Below are 26,782 nucleotides of genomic sequence, written 5' to 3' on the forward strand. Positions count from 1 at the left end.
CGCGGGATTACAGTTCACTCTTCTTGTGGAAACCGTCTTTAATGACAGTGGCGTCAATATTCTCTTTATTGACTTCAATCGGGGTGAGCAGACGAGCCGGAACATCTTTGAGTCCGTTGTTTAACGTCGCGTCAGATTTAGGCTGTTGACCCTGACCCAGCTCAACGGCAATTTCAGCCGCCGTGTTCGCAAGTTCGGTGATGGGCTTGTAAACCGTCATGGTTTGGGTGCCAGCAATGATGCGTTTTACCCCGGCGAGATCGGCATCCTGTCCGGAGATAGCGACTTTGCCAGCCAGCCCCTGGGCGCTCAGGGCCTGGATCGCGCCGCCAGCGGTGGCATCGTTAGAGGCCACGACTGCATCAATTTTGTTGTTGTTGGCCGTCAGCGCGTTTTCCATGATTTTTAGCGCGTTTTCAGGGAGCCAACCATCAGCCCACTGATCGCCAACCACTTTAATTTTCCCGTTGTCGATGTACGGTTTAAGGACTTTCATTTGCCCTTCGCGGAACAGTTTGGCGTTGTTATCCACAGGCGAACCACCCATCAGGAAATAATTCCCTTGAGGCACTTTATCGACCAGGCTTTTGGCTTGTAATTCACCCACTTTTTCGTTGTCGAACGAAATATAATAATCAATGTCCGCGTTATTAATCATGCGGTCATAGGCCAATACTTTTATGCCTTCTTGTTTGGCTTCTTTCACCACGTTACTTAATACCTGGCCGTTGTACGGGATAATGACCAGAACATCGACGCCACGGTTGATCATATTCTCAATTTGCGACATTTGCGTTTCTTCGTTGCCGTTAGCCGACTGAACAAACACGCTTGCGCCGAGAGATTCTGCTTTTTTTACAAAAATATCGCGATCTTTTTGCCAGCGCTCCAGGCGCAGGTCGTCAATGGCCATGCCGATTTTCACCTCTTTGGCATGCCCGGCAAAGCTTGCAAGCAGGAGAGTAGTACAGAGTGTAAGGGACAGGTTCTTTATCTTCATAATTATTAGGCCTTTTTGTAGGGGATGTGTCGCTGAGATAAAAGAAACATTCACTGCTGAGACGCAGCAAATTTTTAACGTGGAAAGGCCCGCTGGCAATTACAGATTTTTATCTTCTCATTATGATATTTGGTTTATTTCTGAATTTTTGACCGCGATCGGATTTTAAAATACGTAACTTATTAATTACATTTGATTCTGGAATCTGCACCGAAAAATAGTTTGTCTGCGCATTATTTTGCGAGCCAGCGCACAGTTGTGCATTCTCTCAATAGCAGTGTGAAATAACGTAATTGAGCAAGCCGGAATGTGTATTCACTATTACTCCTGTATCTACGACTCGCCGCATACCCTGATTATGGAGCTCAATATGCAAGCTTATTTCGACCAACTCGATCGCGTTCGTTACGAAGGCACGAAAACGACCAATCCTTTAGCATTTCGTCACTACAACCCGGACGAGCTGGTGCTGGGTAAGCGCATGGAAGATCATCTGCGCTTTGCCGCCTGTTACTGGCATACGTTCTGCTGGAATGGTGCCGATATGTTCGGTGTGGGTTCTTTTGACCGTCCATGGCAACAGCCTGGCGAAGCCATCGAACTGGCGAAGCGTAAAGCGGATGTCGCGTTTGAATTCTTCCACAAGCTGAACGTGCCGTACTACTGCTTCCACGATGTGGATGTCTCTCCGGAAGGCGCGTCGCTGAAAGAGTATCTAAACAACTTCGCGCAGATGGTGGACGTGCTGGCGGCAAAACAGCAGCAGAGCGGCGTGAAGCTGCTGTGGGGCACGGCAAACTGCTTTACTAACCCTCGCTATGGCGCGGGCGCGGCAACGAATCCGGATCCCGAAGTGTTCAGCTGGGCGGCCACACAGGTGGTGACGGCGATGAACGCCACGCATCAGTTGGGCGGCGAGAACTATGTGCTGTGGGGCGGCCGTGAAGGGTACGAAACCCTGCTGAACACCGATCTGCGCCAGGAGCGTGAGCAGATTGGTCGCTTTATGCAGATGGTTGTCGAGCATAAACACAAAATTGGCTTCCGCGGTACGCTGCTGATTGAACCTAAGCCGCAAGAGCCGACCAAGCATCAGTACGATTATGACGTCGCAACCGTGTACGGCTTCCTGAAACAATTTGGTCTGGAAAAAGAGATCAAAGTGAACATTGAGGCTAACCACGCTACGCTTGCGGGTCACTCTTTCCATCACGAAATTGCGTCCGCCATTGCGCTGGGCATCTTTGGTTCTGTGGATGCAAACCGTGGTGATGCACAGCTGGGCTGGGACACCGACCAGTTCCCGAACAGCGTGGAAGAGAATGCGCTGGTGATGTACGAAATCATCAAAGCGGGGGGCTTCACCACCGGCGGTCTGAATTTTGACGCCAAAGTGCGTCGCCAAAGCACCGATAAGTACGATCTGTTCTACGGTCATATTGGCGCGATGGACACCATGGCGCTGGCGCTGAAAATCGCCGCCCGAATGATTGAAGACGGTGAGCTGGATAAACGCGTGGCGAAGCGTTATAGCGGCTGGAACAGTGAGCTGGGTCAGCAAATTTTGAAAGGCCAGTTATCGCTTGGTGAGATCGCGAAGTACGCTGAACAGCATCAACTGGCACCGCAGCATCAGAGTGGACACCAGGAATTGCTGGAAAACCTGGTCAATCATTACCTGTTCGATAAATAACAGCATCCAGGCCCGGTAAGCGCAGCGCCACCGGGCATTTCTGTCAAAGGAGTCACCACAATGTATATCGGGATCGATCTTGGCACATCGGGTGTGAAAGCCATCCTGTTAAGCGAACAGGGCGACGTGTTAGCCACGCAGACGGAAAAACTGCAGGTTTCACGTCCGCATCCGCTGTGGTCTGAACAGGACCCGGAGCAGTGGTGGCAGGCGACGGATCGCGCAATCACAGCCTTAGGCGCGCAGCATAGTCTCCGTGACGTAAAAGCGCTGGGGATTGCCGGACAAATGCACGGCGCAACGCTGCTGGACAGCCAGCACCGCGTGTTGCGTCCAGCGATCCTCTGGAACGACGGTCGCTGTGCAGAAGAGTGCGCGCTTCTTGAAGAACGCGTACCGACCTCTCGTGGCATCACCGGCAACCTGATGATGCCAGGCTTCACCGCACCAAAACTCTTGTGGGTACAGCGCCATGAACCTGAGATTTTCCGTCAGGTAGTGAAAGTTCTGCTGCCGAAAGATTATCTGCGTTTTCGCATGACGGGTGATTTCGCCAGTGATATGTCTGACGCGGCGGGCACGATGTGGCTCGATGTGGCGAAACGCGACTGGAGCGAGGCGATGCTGGATGCCTGCCATCTGACTCGTGACCATATGCCTGCGCTCTTCGAAGGCAGCGAGGTCACCGGCACATTGCAGTCCTCCATTGCGGAACGCTGGAATATGCCTGCCGTACCGGTGGTAGCTGGCGGCGGCGACAACGCGGCGGGCGCTGTCGGTGTCGGGATGGTGGAGGCAGGGCAGGCGATGCTCTCGCTGGGAACCTCCGGCGTCTATTTTGCCGTCAGCGATGGTTATCGCAGCAACCCTGAAAGCGCGGTCCACAGTTTCTGTCATGCCCTGCCGGGGAAATGGCATTTGATGTCGGTGATGCTGAGTGCGGCATCCTGCCTCGATTGGGCAGCGAAGCTGACCGGAATGGCGGATGTCCCTGCGTTTATCGAAGCCGCGCAGCAGGCGGATGAAAATGCCGGTGCCGTCTGGTTTTTACCCTATCTTTCCGGCGAGCGTACGCCGCACAATAACCCGGAAGCGAAAGGGGTGTTTTTCGGTTTAACTCATCAACATGGCCCGGCTGAACTGGCGCGTGCGGTACTGGAGGGCGTCGGGTATGCGCTGGCGGATGGGATGGACGTCGTACACGATTGTGGGCTGAAACCATCAAGCATTACGCTCATTGGCGGCGGCGCGCGCAGCAGTTACTGGCGGCAGATGCTGTCTGACATTAGCGGGCTACAGCTTGATTATCGCACCGGGGGCGACGTCGGGCCTGCGCTTGGCGCAGCGCGGCTGGCACAGATAGCTGCGAACCCTGACAAACCGCTCGCACAGTTGCTGCCACAGCTGGCGCTTGAGCAAACGCATCTTCCTGACGCAGCACGGCATTCGCGTTACGCGGAAAGGCGTGATGTGTTCCGCAGGATCTACCAGCAGCTGCTGCCGTTGATGTCATAAAACGATTGTCTGATAGAGGCATGACGATGTCCTTTTTTGGTCTGTTCGTGCCTGCGTTTCCTCGTCAGGATAAGGTCATACCCACTGACGAGGAGTTCCATCATGTCCCGCACCGCATTAATCAATATTGACACTCAGCAGTCATTTCATCATCGCGTGTACTGGCAGGAGGGCGATATTCCTGCCTTTCAGCAGGCCATGCTGGGACTGATTGAAGGCTGCCAGTCGCGAAATATTCCGGTCGTTGATATTTTTCATGTAGATGAAGACGGTCCCTTCACCCTGGAAAGCGGCTATGTCAAACCGATGGCCTTTTTACGTCATCAGCCGGATGTGGTTTTCCAGAAACACGTCCATAATGCCTTCACGGACACCGGGCTCGACCGCTGGCTGCGCGAGCGTGATATCAACCGACTGATTATCTGCGGCATTCGCACTGAACAATGTTGTGAAACTACCGCACGTGTGGCCTCCGATCTGGGCTATGCTGTGACCTTTGTGGGCGAGGCCACGCTGACGTTCCCGATGACGTACAACGGAATTACCCTCAGCGCTGACGAACTGCGTCATCGTACCGAGACGGTGCTGGCCGGGCGTTTTGCCGAGATTAAAACGGTAGCGGAGACGCTGGAGTCACTGTAATGAGCATCGACGTCTGGTTTGTTATGTTGCCCGGGGTGCTGTCATTAGACATGACCGGCCCGGCAGAAACCTTTGTGCTGGCGGGCGACGCGTTTCGCCTGCATTACATTGGCCCGCAGCCTGACGTTCAGACGTCGATTGGCCTGACGATGAGCGGCATTCAGCCGCTGCCGGAACGTCTGCCAGAAGGGAGTTTGCTTGTGCTACCGGGAGTCAGCGACTCCCACGTCCAGTTCTCAACCCCTCTGGCGCAGCAGATTCAGCACTGGCTGATGCGCCTGCAGCCGCAAATCCAGCGCCAGGACATCGCCGTGATGTGCGTCTGTTCTGGCGCGTTGCTGGCGGCAAAGTCGGGCTTGTTGAATAACCGGCAGTGCACCACGCATCATGACGTCATTAGCCGCTTACGCGCTGCAGCCCCCACGGCGACGATTAAAGAAAACCGGATTTTCGTGCAGGATGAGAATATCTGGACCAGCGCAGGGATCACGTCGGGTATCGATCTGGCGCTGCATATGATTAACCGCCTTTGTGGGCCAGAAAAAGCCCTGGCCGTCGCGCGTGAGATGGTGGTCTGGTTCCGCCGCTCAGGGGACGATCCGCAGCTTTCACCCTGGTTACGCTACCGCAATCATCTTCACCCGGCGATCCACCGCGCTCAGGACGCCCTTACCGCTGAGCCGCAAAAAGCGTGGCAGATACCGGATATCGCCGCGCAGGCGCACGTTAGCCCACGCCATCTGACCCGGCTTTTTCAGGAACATTTAGGTATAAGCGTTCGAGATTACCTTGAGCAATTGCGTCTGGCCGTGGCCGAACAGTGGTTATTGCAGGGGCGTGGGGTGGAGCAGGCGTCGCTGGCGGCAGGGTTTTCCTCCCCGCGCCAGTTCCACCGTGCCCGGCAGCGAATCGCTAACTAACGAAGCGACGGGTATCTATTTTTTGCAACAGCATCGACAGCAATAAGCTCACGACCAGCGTGGCGGCAAAAATCCAGATAATATCCAGCAGCGGCCAGCTTTTGAGCTCAATCCCACGCGTGCGAAGAGCGTGGATCACCAGCGCGTGAAAACCGTAAATCCCCAGCGAGTGGCGCGAAATCAATCCCACCACGGGAAGCGGGCGTTCATTCAGCGTATTTTTGACGAGTATCAGCAGGGATATGGCGCAGATAAAGACCATCGGGCCGCAGTACAGATACCAGGTATCGGCAAAATTCCCGCGCCACTTCAGCTCATAAAGCGTACCGCGCGAAATCACGATCACACCGATGATAAATAGCGCGCCACAAAGCCAGTTCATACTTCGTTTTTGTGTATCCATCATGCCAATGGCACGCCCCAGCATGCCGTAAAGCACGTAGTAGAAGGTATCGCCGTTGATATAGAGGTTCACCGGCAACCACTCAAATCCGTCAATTTTCTGCGAGACGGTATTGGGATTTGCCACCACGCCAATCACCACCATCAGGGCCAGGAGCATTTTCCCGCTGACGTTCTTCACCTGTATCAGCGGGGAAACAAGATAGATAACGATAATGGCGAAGAAGAACCACAGGTGATAGAAGATCGGTTTTTGCAGCACGTTTTTCAGCGAAAGTTCGGCGTTAATTGAAGTGAAAAGCGTGATATAGAGCAGCGCAATGGCACTGTAGAAACCCAGGCATGACGCGATGCGGATAAAATGCCTCGGTTGCGCACTGCGTTCGCCAAAAAAGAGAAAGCCGGAAATCATAAAGAACAGCGGCACGCTCACGCGGGAAGCGGAGTTAAGTATATTAGCGATATCCCAGTTAACGTGGCTGATGCTGTGCGCGTTAGTGACGTACCAGGTCGTCGTGTGGATCATCACCACCATCAGACAGGCTATTCCTCGCAGGTTATCAATCCAGTTAATTTTTGACGACATCAGTTCCTCTTATTCCCTGTAAATAGAGTGTGACTGCGATTAGGGTAAAGTCTTCCCTTGGAAAATTCTGAGTTTAACTCGCGTAACTTGTACGAGGAGCGCGAGATTCGCAGAATGACGCGCCATAATCTATAAAAGCGTTGATATTAAAAATAACAGCCACTGACCAGGGCGGTAATAAAAATGATGATGAAGCGTGTGGCGTCACTCTTTCTGCTACTCATACTGGCGGGGTGCAGCGCCTCGCAGGACGTGCCTGAACAAAAAGCACAGCAGGGGAAAATCAGCCCTGAACGTTCGCTAAATATGGAGCAGCTCTGCAAAGACCAGGCGGCTCACCGCTATAATTCCGAGGTGCAGAAAATTACGGTTAACGGATTTGAGCGCTTTCAGGGGAGCTATGAGCTAAAAGGCTATACTGCGCGTAAAGAAGGCTTTGTCTGTTCTTTTGACGCGGACGGCCAGTTTTTACATCTCTCGATGCGCTAATCTGCTCGTATAATCAGCAGCCACAATGCCCTGGCGTTCTGGCTGCGCGCCTTATTCCCCAATTTATCTTAAACAACCCCGTTTCGTACTGTATATCTTGCAGCCAGCGGGTATACTGATCCCTTCCATTTAAAACCACACGTATCCAGCACGAAATACTATGCAAAAGTTTGATACCAAGACCTTCCAGGGCCTGATCCTGACCTTACAGGATTACTGGGCTCGTCAGGGCTGCACCATTGTTCAACCTTTGGACATGGAAGTTGGCGCAGGCACCTCGCACCCAATGACCAGCTTACGCGCGTTGGGGCCGGAGCCAATGGCGACCGCGTATGTGCAGCCTTCCCGTCGTCCTACCGATGGCCGTTACGGCGAAAACCCGAACCGTCTGCAGCACTACTATCAGTTCCAGGTGGTGATTAAGCCATCACCAGACAACATTCAGGAACTGTACCTCGGGTCGCTGAAAGAGCTGGGTATGGACCCGACCATTCACGACATTCGTTTCGTGGAAGATAACTGGGAAAACCCAACGCTGGGTGCCTGGGGTCTGGGCTGGGAAGTGTGGCTGAACGGCATGGAAGTGACGCAGTTCACTTACTTCCAGCAGGTTGGCGGTCTGGAATGTAAACCAATCACCGGTGAAATCACCTACGGTCTGGAACGTCTGGCCATGTACATTCAGGGCGTAGACAGCGTTTACGACCTGGTCTGGAGCGACGGCCCGCTGGGTAAAACCACCTACGGCGACGTGTTCCATCAGAACGAAGTGGAGCAATCCACCTATAACTTCGAATATGCGGACGTGGACTTCCTGTTCACCTGCTTCGAGCAGTACGAGAAAGAAGCGCAGCAGCTGCTGGCGCTGGAGACTCCGCTGCCGCTGCCTGCCTACGAGCGTATTCTGAAGGCCGCCCACAGCTTCAACCTGCTGGACGCCCGCAAAGCCATCTCCGTGACTGAACGTCAGCGCTACATTCTGCGTATTCGTACCCTGACCAAAGCCGTTGCAGAAGCTTACTATGCGTCCCGTGAAGCCCTTGGCTTCCCGATGTGCAACCGAAACAAATAAGAGGCGGCCATGTCTGAAAAAACTTTCCTGGTGGAAATCGGCACCGAAGAGCTGCCACCAAAAGCCCTGCGCAGCCTGGCTGAGTCTTTTGCTGCGAACGTGACCGCCGAGCTGGATAACGCTGGCCTGGCACACGGTAAAATTGAATGGTTTGCTGCACCGCGTCGTCTGGCGCTGAAAGTGGCAAATCTGGCGGCGTCTCAGCCTGATCGTGAAGTGGAAAAACGTGGCCCGGCCATTGCTCAGGCGTTCGACGCGGAAGGCAAACCGAGCAAAGCGGCAGAAGGTTGGGCGCGTGGTTGCGGCATCACCGTTGACCAGGCCGAGCGTCTGACCACCGACAAAGGCGAGTGGCTGCTGTATCGTGCACATGTGAAAGGCGAAAGCGCGGAAGCGCTGCTGCCGGACATGATCGCGACCTCACTGGCTAAGCTGCCAATTCCTAAGCTGATGCGCTGGGGCGCGTCCGACGTGCACTTCGTGCGTCCGGTTCACACCGTGACCCTGCTGCTGGGCGATGCCGTTATTCCTGCCACCATTCTGGGCGTGGCGTCCGATCGCGTGATCCGCGGCCACCGCTTTATGGGCGAGCCGGAGTTCACCATCGACAATGCCGACCAGTACCCGCAGATCCTGCTGGAGCGCGGTAAAGTCATTGCCGACTACGAACAGCGTAAAGCCAAAATCAAAGCGGACGCGGAAGAAGCGGCACGCCAGATTGGCGGTAACGCTGACCTGAGCGAAAGCTTGCTGGAAGAAGTGACCTCTCTGGTGGAATGGCCAGTTGTGCTGACCGCGAAGTTCGAAGAGAAATTCCTGGCCGTTCCGGCTGAAGCGCTGGTCTACACCATGAAGGGTGACCAGAAGTACTTCCCGGTATACGCCAACGACGGCAAGCTGCTGCCAAACTTCATCTTCGTGGCGAACATCGAATCGAAAGATCCGATCCAGATTATCTCCGGTAACGAGAAAGTGGTGCGCCCACGTCTGGCGGATGCGGAGTTCTTCTTCAATACCGACCGTAAAAAGCGTCTGGAAGATAACCTGCCGCGCCTGCAGACCGTGCTGTTCCAGCAGCAGCTGGGCACGCTGCGCGACAAAACCGACCGCATTGCGGAGCTGTCCGGCTGGATCGCCCGTGAAATCGGTGCAGACGTCAACCACGCAACGCGTGCTGGCCTGCTGTCCAAGTGCGACCTGATGACCAACATGGTGTTCGAATTTACCGACACCCAGGGCGTGATGGGCATGCACTACGCGCGTCACGATGGCGAAGCGGAAGACGTGGCTGTGGCTCTGAACGAGCAGTATCAGCCGCGCTTTGCGGGTGACGATCTGCCGTCCAACCCGGTTGCCTGCGCCGTGGCGATTGCCGATAAGATGGACACCCTGGCGGGTATCTTCGGTATTGGCCAGCATCCAAAAGGCGACAAAGACCCGTTTGCGCTGCGTCGTGCCGCGCTGGGCGTGCTGCGTATCATCGTTGAGAAGAACCTGAACCTCGATCTGCAGACCCTGACCGAAGAAGCGGTGCGTCTGTACGGCGACAAGCTGACCAACGCGAAGGTCGTGGATGATGTCATCGACTTTATGCTCGGTCGTTTCCGCGCGTGGTATCAGGATGAAGGCTACACCGTTGACACCATTCAGGCGGTGCTGGCGCGTCGTCCGACCCGTCCGGCTGACTTCGATGCGCGCATGAAGGCGGTGTCCCACTTCCGTACCCTGGAAGCGGCATCTGCCCTGGCTGCGGCCAACAAGCGTGTATCCAATATCCTGGCGAAATCCGACGAGAAGCTGAACGAGCGTGTTAACGCTGCAACCCTGAAAGAGCCGGAAGAGATCGCTCTGGCGATGCAGGTTGTGGTGCTGCGCGACAAGCTCGAGCCGTACTTCGCGGAAGGTCGCTACCAGGAAGCGCTGGTGGAGCTGGCTGAACTGCGTGACGTTATCGACGCCTTCTTCGAGAAAGTGATGGTGAACGTGGAAGATAAAGATCTGCGTATCAACCGTCTCTCAATGCTCGAGAAACTGCGCGAGCTGTTCCTGCGTGTGGCGGATATTTCGCTGCTGCAGTAATGCAAAAAACCCGCCCCTGACAGGCGGGAAGAACGGCAACTAAACTCATGCCGGGCTGCAAAAGCAGCCCGGCTTTTTTATTACACTCTCTCAAATACCGTCGCGATACCCTGACCCAACCCGATACACATTGTTGCCAGACCAAACTGAGCATCTTTGCGTTCCATCAGGTTGATAAGCGTCGTGCTGATGCGCGCGCCGGAACAGCCTAGCGGGTGACCGAGGGCGATCGCGCCGCCGTTGAGGTTAATCTTCTCGTCGATCTGATCCATCAGCCCCAGATCTTTAATGCACGGCAGGATCTGCGCGGCGAAGGCTTCGTTCATCTCGAACAGATCGATGTCGCTGGCGGTTAAGCCCGCTTTTTTCAGTGCCAGCTTCGAGGCCGGAACCGGGCCGTAACCCATGATGGAAGGATCGCAGCCGACGACCGCCATCGAACGCACGCGAGCGCGTGGCGTCAGGCCTAGTTCGCGGGCGCGGCTTTCGCTCATCACCAGCATCGCGGCGGCACCGTCGGACAGTGCGGACGACGTTCCCGCCGTTACCGTGCCGGTGACCGGATCGAATGCCGGGCGCAGGGTAGACAGCGCTTCGACCGTGGTTTCCGGGCGGATGACTTCGTCGTAGCTGAACTGCTTCAGTACGCCGTCTGCGTCGTGGCCGCCGGTTGGGATGATCTCATTCTTAAAGGCACCGGACTGCGTGGCGGCCCAGGCGCGAGCGTGAGAGCGCGCGGCAAAGGCATCCTGCATTTCACGGCTGATGCCATGGAGGCGGGAGAGCATCTCTGCGGTCAGGCCCATCATCCCCGCGGCTTTCGCCACGTTACGACTCATGCCCGGGTGGAAATCAACCCCGTGGCTCATCGGCACGTGGCCCATGTGCTCAACGCCGCCCACCAGACAGGCCTGCGCATCGCCGGTCATGATCATGCGCGCCGCATCGTGCAGCGCCTGCATGGACGAACCACACAGACGGTTGACGGTGACCGCCGGAACCGAGTGCGGGATCTCCGCCAGCAGAGACGCGTTACGGGCGATGTTGAAGCCCTGCTCCAGGGTTTGCTGCACGCAGCCCCAGTAGATATCGTCCAGCGCTGTTGGGGCCAGCGCCGGGTTACGCGCCAGCAGGCTACGCATCAGGTGCGCGGAGAGATCTTCCGCACGCACGTTACGGAATGCGCCGCCTTTTGAACGGCCCATCGGGGTGCGAATCGCATCAACAATGACAACCTTTTCCATTGTGACTCCTTAAGCCGTTTTCAGCTCGCCAACCGGACGGGCTGGCTCAACTGCTGGATAGTAGGGTTCGTTATGGCGCGCTTTGTTACGCAGACCTTCCGGCACCTCATAAAGCGGGCCAAGGTGCTGGTACTGCTGAACCATATCGAGATAGCGGGCGCTGCCGAGCGTATCCAGCCAGCGGAACGCGCCGCCGTGGAACGGAGGGAAGCCAAGGCCGTACACCAGCGCCATATCCGCTTCTGCCGGGCTGGCGATGATGCCTTCTTCGAGGCAACGCACCACTTCGTTTATCATCGGGATCATCATGCGGGCGATGATCTCATCGTCGGTGAAGTCGCGTTTCGGCTGGCTTACATCGGCCAGCAGGCCGTCCACCACGGCATCTTCTTCTTTCTTCGGTTTGCCTTTGTTGTCTTCTTTATAGCGCCAGAAGCCCAGGCCGTTTTTCTGACCGAAGCGGTTGGCGTCAAACAGTGCGTCAATGGCGTCGCGATAGTCTTTCTGCATGCGCTGCGGGAAGCCTGCCGCCATCACCGCCTGCGCGTGATGGGCGGTATCAATGCCGACCACGTCCAACAGATACGCCGGGCCCATCGGCCAGCCGAACTGTTTTTCCATCACTTTGTCGATTTTGCGGAAGTCCGCTCCGTCGCGCAGCAGCTGGCTGAAGCCTGCAAAGTACGGGAACAGTACGCGGTTAACGAAGAAGCCCGGACAGTCATTCACCACGATCGGGGTTTTGCCCATCTTGCTTGCCCACGCCACCACTTTGGCGATGGTTTCGTCAGAGGTTTTTTCCCCACGGATCACTTCGACCAGCGGCATACGGTGTACCGGGTTGAAGAAGTGCATGCCGCAGAAGTTTTCCGGGCGCTTCAGCACGCTCGCCAGTTCGCCAATCGGAATAGTGGAGGTGTTAGAGGCCAGCACGGTGCCTGGACGAACCTTGTCTTCCGTTTCGGCCAGCACCGCTTTTTTGACTTTCGGATTCTCAACGACCGCTTCAACCACCACGTCCACACGGTCAAAACCGCTGTACTCCAGCACCGGCTGAATAGTGGAGATCACGCCTGCGAGCTTCAGCCCGTCAATTTTTCCGCGCTCCAGCTGTTTATTCAACAGCTTGGCCGCTTCGGTCATGCCGAGCGTCAGGGATTTCTCGTTGATGTCCTTCATCACCACCGGCACGCCTTTCCATGCAGACTGATAGGCGATGCCGCCCCCCATAATGCCCGCGCCGAGTACCGCCGCGTGTTTTGGCGTGTCTACGTTTTTGGTCAGTTGTTTGGCTTTACCTTTCACGAACTGATCGTTAAGGAAGATACCGACCAGCGCGCGGGCTTCGTTGGTGTGCGCCAGCGGGACAAAGCTCTGGTTTTCCAGCTTCAGGGCGTCATCACGGCCCAGACGGGCTGCGGCTTCAATGGTTTTCACCGCCGTGATCGGCGCCGGGTAGTGTTTGCCCGCCGTCTGCATCACCATGCCTTTGGCGATGGTGAAGCTCATGGTGGCTTCAATTTTGCTGAGCTTTAACGGCTCCAGCTTCGGCTGGCGTTTGGCTTTCCAGTCGAGATCGCCATTGATCGCCTGACGCAGGATGGCAATAGCACCCTCAATCAGTTTTTCAGGCTTAACCACGCCGTCCACCAGGCCGATTTTCTGCGCCTGTTCTGCGCCGACATCTTTACCCGCGGCAATGATCTCCAGCGCGCTGTCGGCACCCAGCATGCGCGGCATACGCACGGAACCGCCAAAGCCCGGCATGATGCCCAGCTTGGTTTCCGGCAGGCCGATGCGCAGATCCGGCGTGGCGAGACGGTAATCGGTGGCTAATACACATTCACAGCCGCCGCCCAGCGCGTAGCCGTTCACGGCGGAGATCGTTGGGACAGGCAGATCTTCCAGACGATTAAAGACGCTGTTGGCAAAGTGTAGCCACTGGCTCAGCTGTTCTTCAGGCACCAGGAAAAGCGAGAGAAATTCGGTGATATCGGCACCGACAATAAAGGCCGCTTTGTTCGAACGCAGCAGCAGCCCTTTTAATTCAGGTTGTTTTTCAAGAACATCCAGCGCCTGGCCAAGACTGGCCACCGTCGCGGTATCAAGCTTATTCACTGAGCCGGGGGCATCGAACACCAGTTCGGCAATGCCATCTTCCAGCCAGTTGAGGTACAGGGTGTCGCCTTTGTAAAGCATGTCAGTCTCCTGAATCCAGCAAGTGGATCTGGTCATACCAGATGAGACGGAGTGTGGAATTTATGTTAATAAAATGCAAATTTCTCATTAAGAAATTGCTGCATTGATCACGGTCGGTGGAAATCACGCAGCCGGAGTGAGGTGTGCTAAGATGCGATGACTTGAGGTCAAAAAAACGAAAGGAAGAATGATGGACTCACTGGCTTCGCTTTATAAAAATCATATCGTTACCCTACAGGAACGTACCCGCGATGTACTGGCGCGCTTCAAGCTGGATGCCCTGCTAATCCACTCCGGCGAGCTGATGAACACGTTTCTTGATGACCATGCTTATCCGTTTAAGGTCAACCCGCAGTTTAAAGCCTGGGTGCCGGTGACACAGGTGCCAAATTGCTGGCTGCTGGTGGATGGCGTGAACAAGCCGAAATTGTGGTTCTATCTGCCGGTGGATTACTGGCACAACGTGGAACCGCTGCCGACTTCTTTCTGGACCGAAGAAATTGATGTGATTGCCCTGCCAAAAGCGGACGGTATTGGCAGCCAGCTGCCTGCGGCGCGTGGCAACATCGGCTATATTGGCCCTGTTCCAGAGCGTGCGCTGGGTCTGGATATTCCGGCGGATAAACTCAATCCGAAAGGGGTGCTGGATTATCTCCACTATTACCGCGCGTATAAAACCGACTACGAACTTTACTGCATGCGTGAAGCGCAAAAAACGGCGGTGAATGGCCACCGTGCCGCGCACGAAGCGTTCCAGTCCGGTATGAGCGAGTTCGACATCAATCTTGCCTACCTGACCGCAACCGGTCACCGCGACACCGACGTACCGTACAGCAACATCGTCGCGTTGAACGAGCATGCGTCTGTACTTCACTACACCAAACTTGATCACCAGGTTCCGTCGGAAATGCGCAGCTTCCTGCTGGACGCAGGGGCAGAGTATAACGGCTACGCGGCCGATCTGACCCGTACCTGGGCGGCGAATGGGGATACCGATTTCGCGCAGCTGATTAAAGACGTGAACGATGAACAGCTGGCGCTGATTGGCACCATGAAGGCCGGAACCAGCTATGTGGATTATCACATCCAGTTCCATCAACGCATCGCTAAACTGCTGCGTAAGCATCAGATTGTGAAAGACATGAGCGAAGAGGCGATGGTCGAAAACGATCTGACCGGGCCATTTATGCCGCACGGTATCGGTCACCCGCTGGGCCTGCAGGTTCACGACGTTGCGGGCTTCATGCAGGATGATACCGGCACGCACCTGGCGGCACCGTCTAAATATCCTTACCTGCGTTGCACCCGTATTCTTGAGCCGCGCATGGTCTTGACCATCGAGCCGGGGATCTACTTTATTGAATCCCTGCTGGCGCCGTGGCGTGAAGGTCAGTTCAGTAAGCACTTCAACTGGGAAAAAATTGACGCGTTGAAACCGTTTGGCGGCATTCGTATCGAAGATAACGTGGTTATTCATGAGAACGGTGTCGAGAACATGACGCGAGACCTGAAGCTGGCCTGATGGAAAGCTGGCTGATACCGGCTGAACCGGTCACGTTTGTTGAGGAAATCAAGAAAAGCCGCTTTATTACGCTGCTGGCGCACACCGACGGCGTAGAGGCGGCAAAGGCGTTTGTCGAGTCCGTTCGCGCGGAGCATCCTGATGCACGCCACCACTGCGTGGCGTGGGTGGCAGGACCGCCGGACGATTCGCAACAGCTGGGGTTTTCTGACGACGGTGAACCGGCTGGCACGGCCGGTAAACCTATGCTTTCGCAGCTGATGGGCAGCGGCGTGGGCGAGATCACCGCCGTAGTGGTTCGCTACTACGGCGGCATTTTGTTAGGCACGGGTGGGCTGGTTAAAGCCTACGGTGGGGGTGTCCAGCAGGCACTTAATCTGCTGATAACCACCCGCAAAACGCCACTTACCGAATATACTCTGGTATGCGAGTACTCGCAGCTATCGGGCATTGAAGCGTTACTGAAGCACGTTAACGGTGTGATTGCGCACAGCGATTACCAGGCGATGGTGCAATTACGCGTGGCGCTTCCTCAGGCGGAACTGGCTTCTTTTTCAGCAAAACTCGCTGATTTTAGTCGTGGTTCGTTGCAATTGCTGCCGATTGAAGAATAATCCCCACCTCACTTTTTTGAATACCAAAGGAAGCGGCAGAGATGCATTTTCGTGCCATAACCCGAATCGTTGGACTGCTGGTCATACTCTTTTCCGGGACGATGATTCTCCCAGGACTGGTGGCACTTATCTACCGGGACGGCGCGGGGCGTGCGTTTACCCAGACCTTTTTTGTCGCGCTGGCGATTGGCTCGCTGCTCTGGTGGCCAAACCGTCGTGAGAAAGGCGAGCTGAAATCTCGGGAAGGGTTTCTGATCGTCGTGCTGTTCTGGACGGTGCTGGGAAGCGTCGGTTCGCTCCCGTTTATCTTCTCTGAACAGCCCAATTTGAGCATCACGGATGCATTCTTTGAATCGTTCTCTGGTTTAACAACTACCGGTGCGACGACGCTGGTGGGGCTGGATTCTCTCCCACATGCCATTCTCTTTTATCGCCAGATGCTACAGTGGTTCGGCGGTATGGGGATCATCGTTCTGGCGGTGGCTATCCTGCCCATTCTGGGCGTCGGTGGGATGCAGCTTTATCGGGCTGAAATGCCCGGCCCGCTAAAAGATAACAAAATGCGTCCGCGTATTGCGGAGACGGCAAAAACCCTGTGGCTGATCTATGTCTTGTTGACGGTTGCCTGCGCCCTGGCGCTGTGGTTTGCCGGAATGCCCGCTTTCGATGCCATCGGACACAGCTTTGCGACTATCGCTATTGGTGGGTTCTCCACGCACGATGCCAGCGTGGGCTACTTCGACAGCCCGACGATTAACACTATTATTGCTATCTTCCTGCTGATCTCCGGTTGTAACTACGGTCTGCACTTCTCTTTACTGAGTGGGCGCAGCCTGAAGGTGTACTGGCGCGATCCGGAGTTCCGCATGTTTATTGGCGTCCAGTTGACGCTGGTGATCATCTGTACGCTGGTGCTTTGGTTCCACGATGTTTATAACTCGGCCATGACCACGCTAAACCAGGCCTTTTTCCAGGTGGTGTCGATGGCGACAACGGCGGGCTTTACCACGGACAGCATTGCGCGCTGGCCGCTGTTCCTGCCGGTGCTTTTGCTTTGCTCGGCCTTTATCGGGGGCTGTGCGGGGTCTACGGGCGGTGGCCTGAAGGTCATTCGTATACTGCTGCTGTTCAAACAGGGCAACCGCGAGCTGAAGCGTCTGGTTCACCCGAATGCGGTTTATAGCATCAAGCTGGGGAATCGTGCGCTGCCGGAACGTATTCTCGAAGCGGTGTGGGGTTTCTTCTCTGCTTATGCGCTGGTCTTTATCGTCAGTATGCTGGCTATTATTGCTACCGGCGTGGATGATTTCTCCGCATTCGCCTCTGTTGTGGCGACGCTTAATAACCTCGGTCCCGGGCTGGGCGTGGTGGCGGATAACTTTGCCAGTATGAACCCGGTGGCGAAGTGGATCCTTATCGCTAACATGCTGTTTGGGCGTCTTGAGGTCTTTACGCTGCTGGTGCTGTTTACCCCAACATTCTGGCGCGAGTAAGGAGTCATTAATGAAAACATTAGTTCTTTTCTCTACGCGAGACGGACAAACGCGCGAGATTGCCGCTTATCTGGCTTCTGAATTAAAAGAGCTGGGCATTTACGCGGATGTAGTGAACCTGAACCGTGCGGAACACATCGCGTGGCAGGAGTACGATCGTGTGGTGATTGGGGCGTCTATTCGTTACGGGCATTTCCATCCCGCGCTGGATCGTTTTGTGAAGAAACATAAGGACGTGCTCAATAAGCTGCCCAGTGCCTTCTACTCGGTCAATCTGGTTGCCCGTAAAGCAGAAAAGCGCACGCCGCAAACTAACAGCTATACGCGCAAGTTTTTACTTCATTCTCCGTGGCAGCCAACACTTTGCGCGGTCTTTGCCGGGGCGCTGCGCTATCCGCGCTACCGCTGGTATGACCGCTTTATGATCCGCTTGATTATGAAGATGACGGGCGGTGAAACCGATACGCATAAAGAAGTGGTGTACACCGACTGGTCGCAGGTTGCCAGTTTTGCGCGGGAAATCGCGCATATAACGGGCGATTCGCGACTTAAATAAGCGTTAAGTTTGAAAAGTGAGCGAACGAAAAGTTTTTTGTATTTTGTGCTTGTCACTTCAGAATAACTCCCTATAATGCGCCTCCACTGACACGGAACAACGGCACACACGCCGCCGGGTCAGCAGAGAAAAGCGAAAATAAACGCTTGACTCTGAAGCGGGAAAGCGTAATATGCACACCCCGCGCCGCTGCGAAAAGCGAAGCGGCACTGCTCTTTAACAATTTATCAGACAATCTGTGTGGGCACTCAAAGTGACATGGATTCTTAACGTCGCAAGACGAAAAATGAATACCAAGTCTCTGAGTGAACATACGTAATTCATTACGAAGTTTAATTCACGAGCATCAAACTTAAATTGAAGAGTTTGATCATGGCTCAGATTGAACGCTGGCGGCAGGCCTAACACATGCAAGTCGAGCGGTAGCACAGGGAGCTTGCTCCCGGGTGACGAGCGGCGGACGGGTGAGTAATGTCTGGGAAACTGCCTGATGGAGGGGGATAACTACTGGAAACGGTAGCTAATACCGCATAACGTCGCAAGACCAAAGAGGGGGACCTTCGGGCCTCTTGCCATCAGATGTGCCCAGATGGGATTAGCTAGTAGGTGGGGTAACGGCTCACCTAGGCGACGATCCCTAGCTGGTCTGAGAGGATGACCAGCCACACTGGAACTGAGACACGGTCCAGACTCCTACGGGAGGCAGCAGTGGGGAATATTGCACAATGGGCGCAAGCCTGATGCAGCCATGCCGCGTGTATGAAGAAGGCCTTCGGGTTGTAAAGTACTTTCAGCGGGGAGGAAGGTGTTGAGGTTAATAACCTCAGCAATTGACGTTACCCGCAGAAGAAGCACCGGCTAACTCCGTGCCAGCAGCCGCGGTAATACGGAGGGTGCAAGCGTTAATCGGAATTACTGGGCGTAAAGCGCACGCAGGCGGTCTGTCAAGTCGGATGTGAAATCCCCGGGCTCAACCTGGGAACTGCATTCGAAACTGGCAGGCTAGAGTCTTGTAGAGGGGGGTAGAATTCCAGGTGTAGCGGTGAAATGCGTAGAGATCTGGAGGAATACCGGTGGCGAAGGCGGCCCCCTGGACAAAGACTGACGCTCAGGTGCGAAAGCGTGGGGAGCAAACAGGATTAGATACCCTGGTAGTCCACGCCGTAAACGATGTCGACTTGGAGGTTGTGCCCTTGAGGCGTGGCTTCCGGAGCTAACGCGTTAAGTCGACCGCCTGGGGAGTACGGCCGCAAGGTTAAAACTCAAATGAATTGACGGGGGCCCGCACAAGCGGTGGAGCATGTGGTTTAATTCGATGCAACGCGAAGAACCTTACCTACTCTTGACATCCAGAGAACTTAGCAGAGATGCTTTGGTGCCTTCGGGAACTCTGAGACAGGTGCTGCATGGCTGTCGTCAGCTCGTGTTGTGAAATGTTGGGTTAAGTCCCGCAACGAGCGCAACCCTTATCCTTTGTTGCCAGCGGTTCGGCCGGGAACTCAAAGGAGACTGCCAGTGATAAACTGGAGGAAGGTGGGGATGACGTCAAGTCATCATGGCCCTTACGAGTAGGGCTACACACGTGCTACAATGGCGCATACAAAGAGAAGCGACCTCGCGAGAGCAAGCGGACCTCATAAAGTGCGTCGTAGTCCGGATTGGAGTCTGCAACTCGACTCCATGAAGTCGGAATCGCTAGTAATCGTAGATCAGAATGCTACGGTGAATACGTTCCCGGGCCTTGTACACACCGCCCGTCACACCATGGGAGTGGGTTGCAAAAGAAGTAGGTAGCTTAACCTTCGGGAGGGCGCTTACCACTTTGTGATTCATGACTGGGGTGAAGTCGTAACAAGGTAACCGTAGGGGAACCTGCGGTTGGATCACCTCCTTACCTTAAAGAACCTGCCTTTGTAGTGCTCACACAGATTGTCTGATGAAAATAGCAGTAAAAATCTCTGCAGGCTTGTAGCTCAGGTGGTTAGAGCGCACCCCTGATAAGGGTGAGGTCGGTGGTTCAAGTCCACTCAGGCCTACCAAATACTTCCTGATACTGCGTTGCGGAACAACTCGCATACTTGAGTATGCTTCGTTATTCCACGCCTTGTATCAGAAAGCATTACCGGTACAGAGATTAGCATTTTGCGATGGGGTTATAGCTCAGCTGGGAGAGCGCCTGCCTTGCACGCAGGAGGTCTGCGGTTCGATCCCGCATAGCTCCACCATCCTTTTACTGCGAACACAAGAAAACTTCAGAGTGAACCTGAAAAGGTGCACTGCGAAGTTTTGCTCTTTAAAAATCTGGATCAAGCTGAAAATTGAAACGACACACATGTTATGTGTGTTCGAGTCTCTCAAATTTTCGCAATTTGATGATGAATCGAAAGAAACATCTTCGGGTTGTGAGGTTAAGCGACTAAGCGTACACGGTGGATGCCCTGGCAGTCAGAGGCGATGAAGGACGTGCTAATCTGCGAAAAGCGCCGGCGAGGTGATATGAACCTTTGACCCGGCGATGTCCGAATGGGGAAACCCAGTGTGTTCCGACACACTATCGTTAACTGAATACATAGGTTAACGAGGCGAACCGGGGGAACTGAAACATCTAAGTACCCCGAGGAAAAGAAATCAACCGAGATTCCCCCAGTAGCGGCGAGCGAACGGGGAGCAGCCCAGAGTCTGAATCAGCTTGTGTGTTAGTGGAAGCGTCTGGAAAGTCGCACGGTACAGGGTGATAGTCCCGTACACGAAAGCACACTTGCTGTGAACTCGAAGAGTAGGGCGGGACACGTGGTATCCTGTCTGAATATGGGGGGACCATCCTCCAAGGCTAAATACTCCTGACTGACCGATAGTGAACCAGTACCGTGAGGGAAAGGCGAAAAGAACCCCGGCGAGGGGAGTGAAAAAGAACCTGAAACCGTGTACGTACAAGCAGTGGGAGCCTACTTGTTAGGTGACTGCGTACCTTTTGTATAATGGGTCAGCGACTTATATTCTGTAGCAAGGTTAACCGTATAGGGGAGCCGAAGGGAAACCGAGTCTTAACTGGGCGTTAAGTTGCAGGGTATAGACCCGAAACCCGGTGATCTAGCCATGGGCAGGTTGAAGGTTGGGTAACACTAACTGGAGGACCGAACCGACTAATGTTGAAAAATTAGCGGATGACTTGTGGCTGGGGGTGAAAGGCCAATCAAACCGGGAGATAGCTGGTTCTCCCCGAAAGCTATTTAGGTAGCGCCTCGTGAACTCATCTTCGGGGGTAGAGCACTGTTTCGGCTAGGGGGCCATCCCGGCTTACCAACCCGATGCAAACTACGAATACCGAAGAATGTTATCACGGGAGACACACGGCGGGTGCTAACGTCCGTCGTGAAGAGGGAAACAACCCAGACCGCCAGCTAAGGTCCCAAAGTCATGGTTAAGTGGGAAACGATGTGGGAAGGCACAGACAGCCAGGATGTTGGCTTAGAAGCAGCCATCATTTAAAGAAAGCGTAATAGCTCACTGGTCGAGTCGGCCTGCGCGGAAGATGTAACGGGGCTAAACCATGCACCGAAGCTGCGGCAGCGACGCTTATGCGTTGTTGGGTAGGGGAGCGTTCTGTAAGCCGTTGAAGGTGGCCTGTGAGGGTTGCTGGAGGTATCAGAAGTGCGAATGCTGACATAAGTAACGATAATGCGGGTGAAAAGCCCGCACGCCGGAAGACCAAGGGTTCCTGTCCAACGTTAATCGGGGCAGGGTGAGTCGACCCCTAAGGCGAGGCCGAAAGGCGTAGTCGATGGGAAACAGGTTAATATTCCTGTACTTGGTGTTACTGCGAAGGGGGGACGGAGAAGGCTATGTTAGCCGGGCGACGGTTGTCCCGGTTTAAGCATGTAGGCGGGAAGTTTAGGTAAATCCGGACTTCTTTTAACGCTGAGGTGTGATGACGAGGCACTACGGTGCTGAAGTAACAAATGCCCTGCTTCCAGGAAAAGCCTCTAAGCATCAGGTAACATCAAATCGTACCCCAAACCGACACAGGTGGTCAGGTAGAGAATACCAAGGCGCTTGAGAGAACTCGGGTGAAGGAACTAGGCAAAATGGTGCCGTAACTTCGGGAGAAGGCACGCTGATGTGTAGGTGAAGCCCCTGCGGGTGGAGCTGAAATCAGTCGAAGATACCAGCTGGCTGCAACTGTTTATTAAAAACACAGCACTGTGCAAACACGAAAGTGGACGTATACGGTGTGACGCCTGCCCGGTGCCGGAAGGTTAATTGATGGGGTTAGCGGCAACGCGAAGCTCTTGATCGAAGCCCCGGTAAACGGCGGCCGTAACTATAACGGTCCTAAGGTAGCGAAATTCCTTGTCGGGTAAGTTCCGACCTGCACGAATGGCGTAATGATGGCCAGGCTGTCTCCACCCGAGACTCAGTGAAATTGAACTCGCTGTGAAGATGCAGTGTACCCGCGGCAAGACGGAAAGACCCCGTGAACCTTTACTATAGCTTGACACTGAACACTGGTCCTTGATGTGTAGGATAGGTGGGAGGCTTTGAAGCGTGGACGCCAGTCTGCGTGGAGCCGCCCTTGAAATACCACCCTTTAATGGCTGGTGTTCTAACGTAGACCCGTAATCCGGGTTGCGGACAGTGTCTGGTGGGTAGTTTGACTGGGGCGGTCTCCTCCCAAAGAGTAACGGAGGAGCACGAAGGTTAGCTAATCCTGGTCGGACATCAGGAGGTTAGTGCAATGGCATAAGCTAGCTTGACTGCGAGAGTGACGGCTCGAGCAGGTGCGAAAGCAGGTCATAGTGATCCGGTGGTTCTGAATGGAAGGGCCATCGCTCAACGGATAAAAGGTACTCCGGGGATAACAGGCTGATACCGCCCAAGAGTTCATATCGACGGCGGTGTTTGGCACCTCGATGTCGGCTCATCACATCCTGGGGCTGAAGTAGGTCCCAAGGGTATGGCTGTTCGCCATTTAAAGTGGTACGCGAGCTGGGTTTAGAACGTCGTGAGACAGTTCGGTCCCTATCTGCCGTGGGCGCTGGAGAATTGAGGGGGGCTGCTCCTAGTACGAGAGGACCGGAGTGGACGCATCACTGGTGTTCGGGTTGTCATGCCAATGGCATTGCCCGGTAGCTAAATGCGGAAGAGATAAGTGCTGAAAGCATCTAAGCACGAAACTTGCCCCGAGATGAGTTCTCCCTGACCCTTTAAGGGTCCTGAAGGAACGTTGAAGACTACGACGTTGATAGGTCGGGTGTGTAAGCGCAGCGATGCGTTGAGCTAACCGATACTAATGAACCGTGAGGCTTAACCTTACAACGCCGAAGCTGTTTCGGCGAAGAGACAGACACGATATTTTCAGCCTGATACAGATTTAACAGAATTTGCCTGGCGGCTTTAGCGCGGTGGTCCCACCTGACCCCATGCCGAACTCAGAAGTGAAACGCCGTAGCGCCGATGGTAGTGTGGGGTCTCCCCATGTGAGAGTAGGGAACTGCCAGGCATCAAATAAGTAGAGAGGCCATCCGCAAGGATGGCCTTTTTGCGTTTCTGGACCACCGAATGTTGTAGGCCGGGTAAGGCAAAGCCGCCACCCGGCAAGTCAGACCGCACTCCACGCCACAATAAATTCCGCAATTCCATCCACATCATTTAAGTCCAGCACCGGAACCTCAAGCGGCAATACAACATCACTAGCCACCGCAATTACATGCTCATCCAGCGTTAACTCACTAACATCATGCCCGGCATCGCTCCTGAATAGCAGGATCTTCGCCACAGCCTCATGCTTAAACCCCTCAACCAACACCAGATCCAGCGTGGAGTGATCCATTCGGCTAACCAGATAAGCCAGATCCAACGGCGCCTCATCCGGGGTTTCTGTCATCAATGCCCAGCGCTGAGTGCTTGCCACCATCGTTTGTGCCGCACCCGCTTTACGCAGCTCAAAGCTGTCTTTACCGGGCTTATCGACATCCATATTATGATGCGTGTGCTTAATCAAACCTGGACGAATACCTCTGGCGCACAGTGCAGGTATCAGCTTTTTGAGTAAGGTGGTTTTCCCGGTACCACTCCAGGCGGAAATTGCTAAAACAGGTATCATTTCTTCTCCTGCAGTACCTGCAAATCTTCTGTCGTATTCACGTTCACAAATGCTGGCTTCACATCGCTAAAATCAACCGGATGTCCGCCTGCCTGTCGCATAAACACCATCACCCTTCTTTCTCCAGCAGACAGGTAAGCCTGCAGGTCAGAAACTAACGATATATGAATCAGGGCGATCGTCGGATGATCGCGCTCACCGTCATGTGCCCAAACCACGGGCGAGTCACCGCGCTGTTGTACCATGCGTTCTACCAGGCAAGCCGGAATAAAGGGTGTATCGCAGGAGCAAAAGAGAAACCACCCCCCCTTAGCCTGCTGCATGACCGAGAGCATCCCAGCCAGAGGACCCGGATAATCTGCCAGGTTATCCTGATAAACGGGGAATCCGCTGCGTTGGTAAATAGCGATGTGACGATTAGCACTGAGCGCGATTGCCGACACCTGATCTGCAAGCCTGTCAGCGACATGCTGCCATAAGGGCTTTCCATTCAGCAGCTGTAGCCCCTTATCTTCTCCGCCCATTCGGGTCGCTCTGCCACCGGCCAGAACGACACCGATGATTTTCTGGCATTCATTCACTAATATCGCCTCTTTTATTGTGGGATTGACCCTGCTAACGTGTCTCTCTAAATGAAAGGAGCACCACCATGAAATGTAAACGTCTGAATGAAGTTATTGAACTCCTCCAGCCGGCCTGGCAAAAAGAGCCAGAGCTGAATCTGATGCAATTTTTACAGAAACTGGCGAAAGAGTCAGGTTTTGACGGCGAACTGACAGACCTTTCTGACGACATCCTGATCTACCACCTTAAAATGCGTGATTCAGCCAAAGATGCTGTTATTCCTGGTATTCAGAAAGATTATGAGGAAGATTTTAAAACCGCATTGCTGCGCGCGCGTGGGGTAATTAAAGAGTAAAAGCTTGTAAGCGGAGCCACCGAAATCGCCACAAGATGATATCCTGAATCATTCGTATAATTTCCGGATGATCGGATGAACGACCAGGCTTTTACTTTCCAGACATTACACCCGGATACCATTATGGACGCCCTGTTCGAGCAGGGTATTCGGGTGGATTCTGGGTTAACCCCGTTAAATAGCTACGAAAATCGCGTCTATCAGTTTCAGGATGAGGAGCGCCAGCGCTTCGTTGTAAAGTTCTATCGTCCTAAGCGTTGGTCTGCAGAACAAATTCAGGAAGAGCATCAGTTTGCCCACGATCTGCTTGATGACGATGTTCCCGTTGCTGCGCCGTTGAAATTTAACAACCAAACGCTGCTTACCCACGAAGGTTTTTATTACGCCGTATTCCCAAGTCTGGGGGGACGTCAGTTTGAAGCTGATAATATCGACCAGATGGAATGGGTTGCCCGCTACCTGGGGCGCATTCATCAGACGGGACGCAAAAAGCCGTTTATTGCCCGTCCGACCATCGGTGTTCAGGAATACCTTATCGAGCCACGGCAGGTATTCGAAACCTCGACACTTATTCCTGGTGGATTAAAGGATAAATTCCTTAGCGCGACCGACAAACTTATTGAGGCGGTGAAAGCCTGTTGGCGTGATGACATCTCCACGCTGCGTCTGCATGGAGACTGCCATGCTGGCAATATTCTCTGGCGCGATGGCCCACTGTTTGTCGATCTCGATGATGCTCGCATGGGGCCAGCGGTTCAGGATTTGTGGATGCTGCTCAATGGTGATAAAGCCGAGCAGAGAATGCAGCTTGAAACCATTATTGAAGCGTATGAAGAATTTAGCCCCTTTAATTCAGACGAAATTGCCTTGATAGAGCCTTTACGTGCGATGCGTTTTGTTTATTATCTCGCATGGTTAATCAGGCGTTGGGATGATCCCGCATTTCCCCGAAATTTCCCGTGGCTTACCGGAGAGGATTACTGGCGCAGCCAGATATCCACATTTACTGAGCAGGTTAAGGTTCTGCAAGAACCTCCTCTGCAATTAACGCCGATGTATTAATTGGACACACCCAGGAGAGAGTTGATCATGAAAAAAATTTGGCTGGCGCTGGCAGGTATGATTCTGGCATTTAGCGCTTCTGCTGCACAGTTCACCGATGGTAAGCAGTACATTACGCTGGACAAGCCAGTTGCCGGAGAGCCGCAGGTTCTGGAGTTCTTCTCGTTTTATTGCCCACACTGCTATCAGTTCGAGCAGGTGCTGCATGTCTCTGACAACGTGAAGAAAAAGCTGCCGGAAGGCACCAAAATGACGAAATACCACGTTGAGTTCCTGGGCCCGCTGGGCAAAGACCTGACTCAGGCGTGGGCGGTAGCTATCGCACTGGGCGTGGAAGATAAGATCACCGCCCCAATGTTTGAAGCCGTACAGAAAACCCAGACCGTTCAGACCACTGCGGATATCCGTAAAGTATTCGTGGATGCCGGTGTGAAAGGTGAAGAGTACGACGCGGCCTGGAACAGTTTCGTGGTGAAATCTCTCGTGGCCCAGCAGGAAAAAGCGGCTGCTGACCTCCAGCTTCAGGGCGTTCCAGCGATGTTTGTTAACGGCAAATATCAGCTGAACATGCAGGGCATGGACACTAGCAGCATGGATATCTTCGTACAACAGTATGCTGATACCGTGAAATATCTGGTTGAGAAGAAGTAAGATTGTTGATGTAAAAACGCC

Annotated in this window: 20 protein-coding genes, 2 tRNA genes and 3 rRNA genes; 19 read left to right on the top strand and 6 right to left on the bottom strand. The window is 54.2% G+C overall.

The window, feature by feature from the left end:
• Nucleotides 1-7: 7 nt before the first annotated feature.
• Nucleotides 8-1,000 (bottom strand): D-xylose ABC transporter substrate-binding protein, encoded by a 993-nt coding sequence (xylF, locus tag HV355_RS12400; RefSeq protein WP_042716575.1) that lies wholly within the window; start codon nt 998-1,000, stop codon nt 8-10.
• A gap of 370 nt (nt 1,001-1,370) precedes the next feature.
• Between xylF and xylA the strand changes: the two genes are divergently transcribed.
• The 4 genes from xylA (at nt 1,371) to HV355_RS12420 (ending at nt 5,770) form a co-directional block, all read left to right on the top strand.
• Complete coding sequence (gene xylA, locus HV355_RS12405; RefSeq protein ID WP_089599718.1) at nt 1,371-2,693, top strand: xylose isomerase; 1,323 nt, start codon at nt 1,371-1,373, stop codon at nt 2,691-2,693.
• A gap of 60 nt (nt 2,694-2,753) precedes the next feature.
• The gene (gene xylB / locus HV355_RS12410) at nt 2,754-4,208 is read left to right on the top strand and encodes a xylulokinase (RefSeq protein ID WP_182402067.1); all 1,455 of its coding nucleotides are present in this window, start codon (nt 2,754-2,756) and stop codon (nt 4,206-4,208) included.
• 102 nt (nt 4,209-4,310) lie between these two features.
• Complete coding sequence (locus tag HV355_RS12415; RefSeq protein ID WP_182402069.1) at nt 4,311-4,850, top strand: isochorismatase family protein; 540 nt, start codon at nt 4,311-4,313, stop codon at nt 4,848-4,850.
• Nucleotides 4,850-5,770 carry a helix-turn-helix domain-containing protein gene (locus HV355_RS12420; protein WP_108418140.1) on the top strand — a complete coding sequence of 307 codons (921 nt, stop codon included), beginning with the start codon at nt 4,850-4,852 and terminating at the stop codon, nt 5,768-5,770. Before HV355_RS12415 ends, HV355_RS12420 begins: the two co-directional genes overlap by 1 nt.
• Here HV355_RS12420 and HV355_RS12425 read toward each other — a convergent pair.
• Complete coding sequence (locus HV355_RS12425) at nt 5,763-6,758, bottom strand: acyltransferase (RefSeq protein ID WP_120159864.1); 996 nt, start codon at nt 6,756-6,758, stop codon at nt 5,763-5,765. The two genes, HV355_RS12420 and HV355_RS12425, sit on opposite strands and share 8 nt — an antisense overlap.
• A gap of 183 nt (nt 6,759-6,941) precedes the next feature.
• Here HV355_RS12425 and HV355_RS12430 point away from each other — a divergent pair, with 183 nt between their 5' ends.
• The 3 genes from HV355_RS12430 to glyS all read left to right on the top strand — a co-directional run bounded on the left by HV355_RS12430 (nt 6,942) and on the right by glyS (nt 10,398).
• Nucleotides 6,942-7,247 (top strand): YsaB family lipoprotein, encoded by a 306-nt coding sequence (locus HV355_RS12430; protein ID WP_089599661.1) that lies wholly within the window; start codon nt 6,942-6,944, stop codon nt 7,245-7,247.
• A 160-nt stretch (nt 7,248-7,407) separates the two neighbouring features.
• Nucleotides 7,408-8,319: a glycine--tRNA ligase subunit alpha gene (glyQ, locus tag HV355_RS12435; RefSeq protein WP_003860141.1), complete on the top strand. Its 912-nt coding sequence runs from the start codon at nt 7,408-7,410 to the stop codon at nt 8,317-8,319.
• A gap of 9 nt (nt 8,320-8,328) precedes the next feature.
• Entirely contained in the window at nt 8,329-10,398 is a 2,070-nt protein-coding gene (glyS, locus tag HV355_RS12440; protein WP_182402072.1) for a glycine--tRNA ligase subunit beta, read from the top strand.
• A gap of 80 nt (nt 10,399-10,478) precedes the next feature.
• Here glyS and fadA read toward each other — a convergent pair whose 3' ends face one another.
• On the bottom strand, nt 10,479-11,642 hold the full coding sequence (gene fadA, locus HV355_RS12445; protein WP_182402074.1) for an acetyl-CoA C-acyltransferase FadA: 1,164 nt from the start codon (nt 11,640-11,642) through the stop codon (nt 10,479-10,481).
• A gap of 9 nt (nt 11,643-11,651) precedes the next feature.
• On the bottom strand, nt 11,652-13,841 hold the full coding sequence (gene fadB / locus HV355_RS12450) for a fatty acid oxidation complex subunit alpha FadB (protein ID WP_182402076.1): 2,190 nt from the start codon (nt 13,839-13,841) through the stop codon (nt 11,652-11,654).
• 190 nt (nt 13,842-14,031) lie between these two features.
• Between fadB and pepQ the strand changes: the two genes are divergently transcribed.
• The 9 genes from pepQ (at nt 14,032) to rrf (ending at nt 23,526) form a co-directional block, all read left to right on the top strand.
• Nucleotides 14,032-15,363 carry a Xaa-Pro dipeptidase gene (gene pepQ, locus HV355_RS12455; protein ID WP_089599656.1) on the top strand — a complete coding sequence of 444 codons (1,332 nt, stop codon included), beginning with the start codon at nt 14,032-14,034 and terminating at the stop codon, nt 15,361-15,363.
• Entirely contained in the window at nt 15,363-15,977 is a 615-nt protein-coding gene (locus HV355_RS12460) for an IMPACT family protein (protein ID WP_108418144.1), read from the top strand. Before pepQ ends, HV355_RS12460 begins: the two co-directional genes overlap by 1 nt.
• Nucleotides 15,978-16,018: 41 nt before the next feature.
• Entirely contained in the window at nt 16,019-17,470 is a 1,452-nt protein-coding gene (gene trkH / locus HV355_RS12465; protein ID WP_010436781.1) for a Trk system potassium transporter TrkH, read from the top strand.
• Between the two features lie 10 nt (nt 17,471-17,480).
• A complete protein-coding gene (gene hemG / locus HV355_RS12470; protein WP_010436783.1) occupies nt 17,481-18,026 on the top strand; it encodes a menaquinone-dependent protoporphyrinogen IX dehydrogenase in 546 nt (181 codons plus the stop codon).
• Nucleotides 18,027-18,380: 354 nt separating this feature from the next.
• Nucleotides 18,381-19,920: ribosomal RNA gene (locus HV355_RS12475) — 16S ribosomal RNA — on the top strand.
• A 68-nt stretch (nt 19,921-19,988) separates the two neighbouring features.
• A tRNA-Ile gene (locus HV355_RS12480) sits at nt 19,989-20,065 on the top strand.
• Nucleotides 20,066-20,175: 110 nt separating this feature from the next.
• Nucleotides 20,176-20,251 (top strand) — tRNA-Ala (locus HV355_RS12485).
• Between the two features lie 181 nt (nt 20,252-20,432).
• Nucleotides 20,433-23,338, top strand: a 23S ribosomal RNA gene (locus HV355_RS12490).
• A 72-nt stretch (nt 23,339-23,410) separates the two neighbouring features.
• A 5S ribosomal RNA gene (gene rrf, locus HV355_RS12495) occupies nt 23,411-23,526 on the top strand.
• Together the 16S, 23S and 5S rRNA genes with 2 tRNA genes alongside form the textbook arrangement of a ribosomal RNA operon.
• Nucleotides 23,527-23,625: 99 nt before the next feature.
• Here the strand turns inward: rrf and mobB are convergent.
• The gene (mobB, locus tag HV355_RS12500) at nt 23,626-24,129 is read right to left on the bottom strand and encodes a molybdopterin-guanine dinucleotide biosynthesis protein MobB (RefSeq protein WP_120159788.1); all 504 of its coding nucleotides are present in this window, start codon (nt 24,127-24,129) and stop codon (nt 23,626-23,628) included.
• On the bottom strand, nt 24,126-24,710 hold the full coding sequence (gene mobA, locus HV355_RS12505; protein ID WP_120159787.1) for a molybdenum cofactor guanylyltransferase MobA: 585 nt from the start codon (nt 24,708-24,710) through the stop codon (nt 24,126-24,128). Before mobA ends, mobB begins: the two co-directional genes overlap by 4 nt.
• 68 nt (nt 24,711-24,778) lie before the next feature.
• Here mobA and HV355_RS12510 point away from each other — a divergent pair, with 68 nt between their 5' ends.
• The 3 genes from HV355_RS12510 (at nt 24,779) to dsbA (ending at nt 26,761) form a co-directional block, all read left to right on the top strand.
• Nucleotides 24,779-25,048, top strand: coding sequence for a YihD family protein (locus tag HV355_RS12510; RefSeq protein ID WP_010436801.1), 270 nt, complete (start codon nt 24,779-24,781; stop codon nt 25,046-25,048).
• 75 nt (nt 25,049-25,123) lie between these two features.
• A complete protein-coding gene (locus HV355_RS12515; RefSeq protein WP_148400133.1) occupies nt 25,124-26,110 on the top strand; it encodes a serine/threonine protein kinase in 987 nt (328 codons plus the stop codon).
• 27 nt (nt 26,111-26,137) lie between these two features.
• On the top strand, nt 26,138-26,761 hold the full coding sequence (gene dsbA, locus HV355_RS12520) for a thiol:disulfide interchange protein DsbA (RefSeq protein WP_010436806.1): 624 nt from the start codon (nt 26,138-26,140) through the stop codon (nt 26,759-26,761).
• The last annotated feature ends 21 nt before the right edge of the window (nt 26,762-26,782 follow it).

It is taken from the genome of Enterobacter sp. RHBSTW-01064, assembly GCF_014103035.1.
GTDB classification, from domain to species: domain Bacteria; phylum Pseudomonadota; class Gammaproteobacteria; order Enterobacterales; family Enterobacteriaceae; genus Enterobacter; species Enterobacter mori.

Excerpts from the sequence above, each read along its gene's own strand:
- hemG (WP_010436783.1), top strand. The coding sequence starts at position 17,481 with ATGAAAACATTAGTTCTTTTCTCTACGCGAGACGGACAAACGCGCGAG.
- xylA (WP_089599718.1), top strand. The coding sequence starts at position 1,371 with ATGCAAGCTTATTTCGACCAACTCGATCGCGTTCGTTACGAAGGCACG.
- HV355_RS12515 (WP_148400133.1), top strand. The coding sequence starts at position 25,124 with ATGAACGACCAGGCTTTTACTTTCCAGACATTACACCCGGATACCATT.
- HV355_RS12415 (WP_182402069.1), top strand. The coding sequence starts at position 4,311 with ATGTCCCGCACCGCATTAATCAATATTGACACTCAGCAGTCATTTCAT.
- HV355_RS12460 (WP_108418144.1), top strand. The coding sequence starts at position 15,363 with ATGGAAAGCTGGCTGATACCGGCTGAACCGGTCACGTTTGTTGAGGAA.
- fadA (WP_182402074.1), bottom strand. The coding sequence starts at position 11,642 with ATGGAAAAGGTTGTCATTGTTGATGCGATTCGCACCCCGATGGGCCGT.
- fadB (WP_182402076.1), bottom strand. The coding sequence starts at position 13,841 with ATGCTTTACAAAGGCGACACCCTGTACCTCAACTGGCTGGAAGATGGC.
- HV355_RS12425 (WP_120159864.1), bottom strand. The coding sequence starts at position 6,758 with ATGTCGTCAAAAATTAACTGGATTGATAACCTGCGAGGAATAGCCTGT.
- HV355_RS12420 (WP_108418140.1), top strand. The coding sequence starts at position 4,850 with ATGAGCATCGACGTCTGGTTTGTTATGTTGCCCGGGGTGCTGTCATTA.
- dsbA (WP_010436806.1), top strand. The coding sequence starts at position 26,138 with ATGAAAAAAATTTGGCTGGCGCTGGCAGGTATGATTCTGGCATTTAGC.
- xylF (WP_042716575.1), bottom strand. The coding sequence starts at position 1,000 with ATGAAGATAAAGAACCTGTCCCTTACACTCTGTACTACTCTCCTGCTT.
- HV355_RS12510 (WP_010436801.1), top strand. The coding sequence starts at position 24,779 with ATGAAATGTAAACGTCTGAATGAAGTTATTGAACTCCTCCAGCCGGCC.
- HV355_RS12430 (WP_089599661.1), top strand. The coding sequence starts at position 6,942 with ATGATGATGAAGCGTGTGGCGTCACTCTTTCTGCTACTCATACTGGCG.
- mobB (WP_120159788.1), bottom strand. The coding sequence starts at position 24,129 with ATGATACCTGTTTTAGCAATTTCCGCCTGGAGTGGTACCGGGAAAACC.
- xylB (WP_182402067.1), top strand. The coding sequence starts at position 2,754 with ATGTATATCGGGATCGATCTTGGCACATCGGGTGTGAAAGCCATCCTG.
- glyS (WP_182402072.1), top strand. The coding sequence starts at position 8,329 with ATGTCTGAAAAAACTTTCCTGGTGGAAATCGGCACCGAAGAGCTGCCA.
- glyQ (WP_003860141.1), top strand. The coding sequence starts at position 7,408 with ATGCAAAAGTTTGATACCAAGACCTTCCAGGGCCTGATCCTGACCTTA.
- trkH (WP_010436781.1), top strand. The coding sequence starts at position 16,019 with ATGCATTTTCGTGCCATAACCCGAATCGTTGGACTGCTGGTCATACTC.
- pepQ (WP_089599656.1), top strand. The coding sequence starts at position 14,032 with ATGGACTCACTGGCTTCGCTTTATAAAAATCATATCGTTACCCTACAG.